The organism is Micromonospora sp. MH33, assembly GCF_003013775.1.
In the GTDB taxonomy this organism is placed as follows: Bacteria; Actinomycetota; Actinomycetes; order Mycobacteriales; family Micromonosporaceae; genus Micromonospora; species Micromonospora fulviviridis.
This window is the reverse complement of record NZ_MUYZ01000251.1, coordinates 1-10,209: the sequence shown is the minus strand read 5'-3', so window position 1 is coordinate 10,209 and position 10,209 is coordinate 1. Positions and strand designations below refer to the sequence as shown.

The following is a 10,209-nucleotide window of genomic DNA, read 5'->3' as shown; positions in this document are numbered from 1 at the left end:
CGCTGCCCGGGGAGTTCGACCGGCAGGCGTTGCGCTCGGCCGTGCACCTGGCCGCCCAGCACCACATCGACCAGTACCTCACCACCGGCACACCGACGCCCGTCACCCTGCAAGGCGGACTGGTCCTGCCAGGGGCCGTTCAGGTGCCGGGGGCGGGTGGCGTGCCGGGCGGTGCTGCCGTGCCGGCGGTCGTCGGTACGCCGGGGACCGCTGGTGTGCCGGGTGGCGCGGGCGTGCCGGGGGCCGCCGGGGCGGCGGCGGTGCCGTCGGACGCCGTGCGTGCGGCGGTCGCGCGTCACGTGGACCGGAGCCTCGACGCGATCCTCGGCACCAACCCGCTATCCACCGCACCACTCACCATGCCGTCGGCCGTGCCGTCGGCTGCGGTGGCCGGTCCGGACGCCGCGCAGGTCAACGCCGTGGCGGACGTGGTCCGACAGGTGGTCACCGACCTGCCCGCCCGCTTCACGGCCGCGGTCATCCCCGATGCCACCGCACCGGAGGCCACCCCAGCCGGCACGGACACCCCGGCACACGGACGCACCGACGTGCCGACGGTGCCGGTGACCCCGGAGCAGCACACCGCAGCAGCGGCCAGCCTGGCGGAAACCCAGTTCACCGCCCTGGCCAGGAAGCACGGCGTCGAGCCGACCAGTCACGACACCCTCGCCGAATCCTTCCGACAGGACTGGGTCGACGGATACCACCAGGTACTCGCCCAGGCCACCGCCACCCCAGGCGCGGCGGGTACGCCCAGCGCGTCAGCCACGCCCAGCACGCCCGGCGCGCCGGCCACGTCCAGCACGCCCAGCACGCCCAGCACGCCCAGCGTGCCGGCCACGTCCAGCACGCCCGGCGCGCCGGGCACTCCGGGCACGCCGGATGCGGCCGGCGTCCGCAGCACGGTGCCGGGTGGCGTCGCCTCCCGCATCGACGGCACGCCGGACCACCACGACGCCAGCGACCAGACGTCGGCCACTGAACTCTCCGTCCCGAGCGACGGCATCTTCAGCCGCGACAGCAGCTTCAACGACACCATGACGGTCAGCGATCTCTCCTCGCAGGACGGTCGGGCCGACCGCGACGGGATCATGACGGTCAGCGATCTCTCCTCGTGGGACGGTCGGGCCGACCGCGACGGGATCATGACGGTCAGTGACCTCTCCTCGTGGGACGGTCGGGCCGACCGCGACGAGATCATGACGGTCAGCGATCTCTCCTCGCTGGACGAGCCGGTCGGTGGTGACCCGGGTGGACGCGGCGAGCCGGCCAGCGCGGCACCGGAGCCGGCGGTCGCGGCCACCGGGCAGCCCGTCGCGGCAATGGGGCAGCCCGTCGAGGCGGCCGAGTCCGCGCGGCGGGTCGCCGACTGGATCGAGCAGACCCCGGTGGGCCCCGACAACAGCCACGACCCGTGGTGGTGGTGCGTGCAGGCCACCCTCGACGCCTACACCACCGCGTACGGACGGCCGGGCAAGCGGGCGGTGTTCGACGACCGGATCCTCGGACCCGACGGCCGACCCGCACCCACCACGACCTGGCCGCAACTCCTGGACATCCTCGGCGCGACAGACGAGAGCGTCGCCCACCCCGGCGGAGTCCGATCGGAGGACGTGCTCGCCGCGCTGCGGGCGGCACCGGGCTCGATGGTCGTGGTCAGGGTCGCACCACCCAACGAGCCACAACACGTGTTCGCCCTGCACAGTCAGCCACAACCGTCCGGACCGCCGACGATCAAGGTGCGCGACGGCCTGGTGCCCGGTGCCGAGGACCGACCCGAACCGACCGACCCGGAACGCGATCCGTGGTTCGGGCACCTGTTCGCATCGAGTACCCGGCTCGCCGCGTTCGACAGCACCGGGCGACCCACCACGATCGCCGACCTCCTTCCCGACCGCACCACCGCACCCCCGCAGCCGAGCACCACGACCAGCATCGACCCCAGCGCCATCCTGCTCGCCTCCACCACCCCGCCACGCGGCCCGTCCCAGGCGATGCAGACGGACAGCGCCACCTCCGAGCCGTCCAGTTCCCCCTGGCAGCCGTCCGCCCCGGCGGAGATGGACGATGCGCCTGGCGCCGGCCCGGCGTCTGTCGAGCAGGTATTCCATAACCCGGATCTGAGCGGGCTGGATCTGAGCACACCACCGCCAAAGATCGAACCGGGCTGGGAGCCGGCGTGGGATGTCGAATCGGTCGAGTCGGACCTGTCGTCAGGAGGGGAATCGCCGGCGTCCGACATGGACGGGGAAACGCCGAGGGGCGCCGAGCTGGTCGACCTCGCCGGCCCGGCGTTTGTCGAGCAGGGATTCCATGAAGCGGACCCGGATCTGAGCGGGCTGAATCTGAACACACCAGCGGCGGAGATCCCCTCGGACTGGGAGCCGGCGTGGGATGTCGAATCGGTCGAGTCGGACCTGTCGTCAGGAGGGGAATCGCCGGCGTCCGACATGGACGGGGAAACGCCGAGGGGCGCCGAGCTGGTCGACCTCTCGGATCCGCTGGCATCGGAGTTCGGCACCGATTGGCTGGCGGATGTCGACCTGAACAACCCCTGGGAGCCGCTGGACGGTCCGTCTGGCGTCGATTGGCCGGCGGAGTCCGGCCAGGCCGACTACTGGGAGCCGCTGGCGTTGGTCGATTCGCCGGCACCGGTGCCCGACGTCGATCGGCTGGCCGAACCCGAACAGGTCGAGTCGGACGTGCCGGCAGGGGTCGATTCACCGACGTCCGAGGACGGGGAGCCGCCGGCGGGTACCGGCCCGGTCGACTCCGGGAGTCCGTGGGCGGAGATTCCTATGCCGGCATCGGTGGCTGGCACCCCTTGGCTGGCGGATGCCGACCCGCGCCGAGCCGTGCATCTGCTGGCAGTGTGGGACCAGCAGGATTTGGCGCGTGATGTCGGGACCCTGCCGGAGAACCCCGCACCAATCGGGCCGGACCCGGGGTCGAGTGAGGCATCGGCGGTCGGTGGGGCCGGGGGTGTCCCGCAGGACTGGAAGCGGACCGTGGCTTCGGCGATCGCGCAGTTGTCGGCCGTGGGAACCCGTGGTGAGGCGGGTGGAGTCCGCGATGTCGCGGCGGAGTTCGCGCAGTGGACGCGCGACGTGCTCGAGGTCGATCTCTCGGCTGACCGTCCGAAGCCGGACGACTTCTACCGCGCGGTGTTGGGTCGCTTCGAGGAAGAGTTGAAGAAGGCGGGGGTCGATCGCAGCGTTTCTGGGCTGCGCGCGTGGGTGGCCCGCGAGTTGGCCGCTGATCTTCGCCGGGGTGGCGAGTCGGAGTTCAGCGGGTTGCTTCCGTATCCGGAGGTCATGTCCGAGCGGCGACGGGAGGATCTGCACCGGCAATGGCTCAACAAGATCGCGCTCCACCAGAGCGGCGATTTCGACGTTGCGCATGTGGTTCCGCACGTCATCGCTTCGCGGTTGTCCCTGTCGATGCGGATCCACCATTTGTTCGGTGCTCCGCATGACATCGGCCCGGAGCCCCGTGCTGGCATCCGGTATCCGGTGGTGTTCCACAAGGGCGTTTACTACCTCGGCCAGCTACCTGACCCGGCAGATGTCGAACGCGCTCGCCGCATCGCTGTGGGTTTCGCTCGGACAGAGGTATCCGAAGACGAGCAGCGGCGACTCGATCGACTGTTCAACGATGCAGGTGATCTGCTGCGGGCGAAGATCGCGGAGGCGGAGAACAACCCCCACCCGACCAACTCCGACCGGTGGCCCGTCCTGCGGGAGACCTTTCACCGCCAACTTGCGGTCATCCGTCAACATCCCGACTCTCCTCACAACAAAAAGGCCCAGGAACTGGCTGGCCACGTCCATCACCTTCAGGGACTCCTCACTGCCGGCAGATGGGAGTCCGGGAGCCGGCAGAACCTGGAAAACCAGTTCACCATCCACCTGCCCGTCTCCTTCGACGCAAGCAGCAGGGGGTACCGGTATTTGCACATATGGTTGGCCAACAGGCAGTCGACCTCCGTTGAGGTCGATCGGATGGCTGTCCCGGGCGATTGGATCGCTGTCCATTTCGGCAAGGTCGGCGGAGTGGGCACCGGCTTTGTTGAAGTCTCGTACACCTCGGCTGACGGCACCGAAGTCCACTCTCGCCGAGAAATCGGCCGCAGTCTGAACGACTCCGAGCTCGCCAGGCTGAGGAGCAGGGCGGTCGGCAAGGTGTGGGACGTTGACCGTCCGCCACTGGTGCGCGATTTCTACACGACGACGCCCGTGCAACCCAACGGGGAATTGAGCGTGAGGCTCGGCCAAGCTGATGGCGGCCCGGTTGTCCTGAGGCCGAGGATCTCCCAGGTCCCGGTGGTCGGCGGACTCCCGCCAGTTCTCACCAGGGAGCTGAAGGAGACCCGGCTTCTGCTCGGGTATGCCCGGGACGGCGGCCGACCCACCGCCATCCTGGAAGCACCGGCCGGGAAGAACGTCAAAGGTCAGCCCCTGTACCTGGAAGTGTCCAGACCTGCCGCCACTCGATCCGACGTCGAGCGGCTGCGCAAGAAAGCACTGTGGGAACCGAATAATCGGTGGGCTCTTTCCGAGCAGATGTCCTTCGATGTCGTGTTGCAGCAGGGGGCGGATCCCTCTGGGGCATTGTCGATTCGTGCCGCGTCGGGTCCATTGTCCATCGAGGTCAGCGTTAGTGGTCGGGGCAGGACCTTGGACGGGGCTGTGGTGGATCTCTCCCCGGGGACGTCGGTCACCGTGTCCGTGGGGAAGTGGCCGGGGCAGGGGGAGGACGAAACGGGTGTCGCCGGCACCATTCCTGTCGTGGTAGGCGCGCCATTGGTCGACGGGTCCGGACACGTCTACCGGCTCTTCGACACCGGTGTGGACAACGAGCGCTTTGACGACCTGACAAGCGAGATCAGCGCGGCCCCGCCGGAAGTGCGGGAGGTTCCGAGGCGGACCCAGGTGCCGGCGGTAGGTAGGTCCGGCGGTGTTCCGCGGGGCTGGAAGCGGACCGTGGCTTCGGCGATCGAGCAGTTGTCGGCCGTGGGAACCCGTGGTGAGGCGGGTGGAGTCCGCGATGTCGCGGCGGAGTTCGCGCAGTGGACGCGCGACGTGCTCGGGGTCGATGTTGCGAACCGCCAGCCGAAGCCGAACGACTTCTACGACGCGGTGTTGGGTCGCTTCGAGGATGACTTGACGAAGGCGGGGGTCGAGCGCAGCGCTTCTGGGCTGCGCGCGTGGGTGGCCCGCGAGTTGGCCGCTGACCTTCGTCGGGGTGGCGAGTCGGAGTTCAGGGAGTTTCTTCCGTATCCGGAGGTCATGTCCGAGCAGCGACGGGAGGACCTGCACCGGCAATGGCTCAACAAGATCGCGAACCACAAGTCCGGCCATGACGACGTTGCGCATGTGGGTCCGCGCGTCATCGCTTCGCGGTTGTCCCTGCCGATGCGGATCCACTACCCGTTCGGTGCTCCGCAGGACATCGGCCCGAAGCCCGGTCGTGGTGACATCCCGCATCCGGTCGTGTTCCACAAGGGCGCTTACTACCTCGGCCAGCTACCTGACCCGGCAGATGTCGAACGCGCTCACCACATCGCTGAGGGTTTCCCTCGGACAGAGGTATCCGAAGACGAGCAGCGGCGACTGGATCGACTGTTCATCAAGGCACGCAAGCTGCTGTGGGCGAAGATCGCGGAGGAGGAGGACAACCCCCATCCGACCAACTCCAAGCACTGGCCCGTCCTGCGGGAAACGCTTCAGCGTGAGCTCGCGGTCATCCGTCGTGAACACCCCGACTATCCGCACAACAGGAAAGCCCAGGAACTCGAACTTCTCGCATACCGCCAATACATCGACGACCTCCGTGCGGATCCTCGATGGAAGGAAGAAACGACGGACTTCAGTCGCCAATTCACGCTCGACATCGCTGCCAGGCGACCAAGGGATGGTAAGGCCCTGGAGCTGAGCGTGCTGCTGGACGGCAGAACCGTATCTCTGGCTATCGGCCGAGTGGCCATGCGGGGCGACCGGCTTCCTGTTCATTTCGGGAAAAGAGGCGAAGAAGGCATCGCTTTTGCGGAATTCCGGTATACCGACGCGACCGACGGCACCGACGGCACCGACAGGATCCTCTACCAAGAACTCGGACGCAGATTCAGCGGCGATGAACTGCGCGAGTTGAGGGTGAAGGCAGCCGGCCGCGTGTGGGACCTTCACCACCGGCCGCTGTCGAACGACCACTATCAGGTGACAGTGCCTCTATTGGGAGGCGGGTTTTTTGGCGGTAGCTACGGTGACCCGGCGGCCCCGTGGAACGACAGGCGAATCACGGTCCCACACGTCCCGGTGGTCGGCGGGCTTCCGCCTGTCCTCTACGCCGAGCTGAACGGCCGTCTCATCCTCTCGTACGCCGAGGACGGTCGACCCACTGCGATCGTGGTAGCGCCGGCCGAGAAGAACGTCACAGGACTGCCCCTCTACCTGGAATTGGGCAAGCCCGCCCTCGTCGTCGACGACATCAAGCGCCTGCGCAAGGACGCGCTGTGGGAACCGGAGGATCGGTGGGCTCTCTCCGAGCGGATGTCTTTCGAAGTCCTATTGGAGCAGGGGAAATGGACGTCCGGTCCGCTGCCCATCGCGGTCGGCGGTCCTGACTCGGCCAGGACGTTGGCCGGGGCGGAGGTGGATCTCTCTCCGGGGACATCGGTCACCCTGTCGGTGGGGCAGTGGCAGGGGCGGGTCGGGGCGGATGTCGCCGGCACCATTCCTGTCGTGGTCCGTGCGCCGTTGGTCGACGGGTCCGGACACGTCTACCAGCTCCTTGACACGGGTGTGGACAACGAGCGCTTCGACGACCTGAGACGCGACATCACCGAGGCGCTGACAAAGCCGGGGTCGGTTGCGGCGATGCTGGGGGAGAGGTCCGACGATGCGGCGCGGGGCTTGGCGGAGGCGAACCTTGTAACGTTGGGCTCGCTGCCGGCGATGGTTGGCACGGCGGTCGAGCAGTTGTCAGCCGTGGGCAACCTCGACGAGCAGAACTTCGTGCGGTGGACGGGCGAGGCGTTCGGACTCGATCTCACGCGAGCGAGACCGGGCAACTTCTACGACTCGGTTTTCCGCACCTTCGGTGAGCAGCTTGCGGACTTGGGGATCAACCGTCAGGGACTGCACAGATGGACGGCCAGCAGCCTGGCCGCCGATCTCCGTCTGGGTGACGCGTCGGAGTTTCGGCGTTTGCTTCCGTATCCGGAGGGCGTGTCCGAGCAGCGACGAGAGGACCTGCACCGGCAGTGGGTCGGCAAGATCGCGAACGGCGGCAGCGATCACGACGTCGCGCATGTGGCTGTCCATGTCCTGGCCCGGTTGTTATCCCAGTCGGTGCGCATCTACCAACCGTTCGACGCCCCGTACGACATTGACTCGGGGCCCGATTCCACCAAGCTGCCAGTTGTCTTCTACGACGGCGCCTACTACCTCGTCCGGCCTGCTGATCCAGACGATGCTGACCTCGCCGCCAGAATCGCCATAGGTCCCGAGCGGACGCCAATACCGGAAGGTGAGAAGCGGCGACTGGATGGACTGTTCGACCAGGCGCTCGGTGTGCTGCTGACGCGAATCGACGCGGCGGAAGAGAAACTCCGAACGACCGGCAGGCACTGGCCCGTCCAGCGGGAAGGACTAGAGCGTAAGCTCGCGGTCATCCGCCAAGGGGTCGGCGGGGTAGATCTCGCCGAGCGGCAACGCCCCGAATCGCCCCGGCAGCAGGCCGACACCCTGACGGAATACCGCCGGTACCTGAACAGCATTATCCGGGTCAGCGCGACCGGCCTCTGGACAGGAGAGGACCCAAGGCCTCAGGGAGGTCGGGTCACCCTCCACATCCACGCCTCCAGCCAAGGTGAATCGCAGGTAGCGGCGGTTGTCCAAGTGGGTGCCAAGAGGCTGCGTATCCGCCATCTGAATACTGTCGCCATGCCGGGCGACCGGATCGCCCTCGATCTCGGGGTGAACGGTGAAGAGATCTTCGCTGTTGCCAGAATTCCCTACCGGGCACCCGACGGAACCGAGGCATTTATCTACCGGGACTTTCCTACGGACTTTACTGCGGAAGACCTGAATGCTCTGAATGAGCGGGCAGTGGAGGCCCGGTGGCGGAATGTGGACTCGGCCCTCAGGCAGTTGACAATGAGGAGAACCCGTAAAGGGTCGGCATTCAAGCGTTGGGCGTATGAGGTTTTCCGCCTCGGTCGCGCGGATAGCGGCGCGGAGCCGCTCGACGCCTTCTACGGGACGGTGTTGAAGGCCCATGGGGAGCGGTTGGCGCAGTCGGGCGTCACTACCGTGGCTGAGTTGGGCGTGCTGGTGGCCCGTCAACTGGGCGTCGACCTCCGCCGGGGTGAGCAGTCGATGTTCAGGGCACTTCTCCCCTATCCGGAGGACATGTCCGAGCAGCGGCGGGAGACGCTGCACCAGCACTTGCTCAACAAGCTCGTACACCGCCGGCCGGGCTATCCCGACGTCGTGCACGTGGTTCCCCACGTCGTGGCCTGGGGTTTGGGTCTGCCGATGGTGATCCACCATCCGTACGGTGCCCCGTACGTCATCGGTCCACCGACCGTAGGCGGTGAGGTCCCGCAGCCAGTCGTCTGGTTCGACGGCGCCTACTATCTCGCCCAGCCTCGTGACCCACACGATGCCCGCATCGTCGAGGGTTTCCCGTCACCGGCAGACCTCACCGAACTGCGCCGACTGGACGTGGTGTTCGACGAGGCGCTCGAGGTGCTGAGAACCGAGGTCGACACGGCGGAACAGAACACGGCGATCGGCCATTTGCCGCTCCTGCGGGACACCTTCCACCGGAACGTCGCGGCTATCAGCCAACGTCCCAGCTCCCCCCGGGGGCTGGCCGACGTACTCGAAGAACACCTCCGATACCGCGAGGCCCTCCGCGAGGAGAGCACCTGGGAGGACGAGAACCGTTGGAACCTGCAAGACCCGTTCACCGTCCCTGTCCTCGTCGAGGACATCGGGGGTCGTCCAACTCTTCGGCTCCGGCTTGACGGGTACGACACGATCCTGGGGTATGCCGATCGAGTCGCCGTTCCGGGCGACAGGGTCGCTGTCGATTTCGGCAGGGTTGACGGCGAGGGTGTCGGTATCGCCAGGATCCCGTACACCGCGCCCGACGGCACCGAGAGGTTCGCCTACAAGGAGATCGCCCGCAGGTTCACCGACAGCGAGCTGGCCGAACTGTGGAGCACGGCAGCCGGCCCGGTGTGGGAGACCGTCGACCGGTGGACGTTCGGCAATTTTTACCACATCACGGCGCCGGTGAGCGAAAGCGGAACATTTGACATCACCTTCGGCGGCCAGCGAGTCACGCTCCCACCGGTCGAGATGGCCGACGGGCTTCCGCCGGTCATCGCCGCCGAACTGAGGGAGGGCCGTTTCCGGCTCGGGTACGGCATGGAGGGTCAACCCCTGGCGGTCCTGGAAGCACCGGTCGGAAGGAACGGCATCGGAGCGCCCCTGTACCTGGAGCTGTCCTCGCCGGCCCCCACCGCCTACGACATCGAGCGGCTGCGCTCGATGGCGTTGTGGGAGTCAGTCGAGCCGGCGGCGCTTCTCGACGAGGTGTCCATCGATCTCGTCATGCAGGAGGACAGGCGCACGCCATATCCGCTGCCGCTCACGCTCGGCGATGACGACTCGGGCAGGACGCTGGACGGGCAGGACGTGGATCTCTCTGCTGGGACGGAGGTCGCCCTGCGGGTCGGTCGATTCCTCCGGATGGAGGAGTCGAACGTCGTCACGAGCGTCTTCGCCGCCGTCAAGGCGCCGTTGGCCGACCAGTCCGGATACGCCTACCGGCTCGTCGACACGAACCTGTCGAACGAGTGGTTCGACGAGTTCAGGACGCAGTGGGAGACGACCGACAGCGGCAAACGCCGAGCCGTGCCGGAATGGCCGGCGGGCCCACTCGAGAAGCGTCCGCGCATCGGGGATGAGTCGTCGTTGCCTGGGGGGCCGGCGGCGTTCGAGTGGGCTGGTGCGGCTTCGGCCGATGGCGGGGTTGGGTCGTCGTCGGGGTGGGCGGCTGGGGTGGAGCCGTCGGTGGTGTGGGTTGATGGTGGTTGGCGTGTGTCGTATCGCAGTGCGGGGGGTTTGCCTTCGTGGGGCGAGATGACGCGGGTGGAGTCGGATCGGTTCACGTGGCGGGGTCGGGCGCCGCTGGAGT

At 67.4% G+C, this 10,209-nt stretch carries 1 pseudogene; it reads left to right on the top strand.

Features of this window, described 5'->3' with window-relative positions:
• Positions 1–10,209: pseudogene (locus B0E53_RS37930) on the top strand (hypothetical protein); the annotation flags it as partial.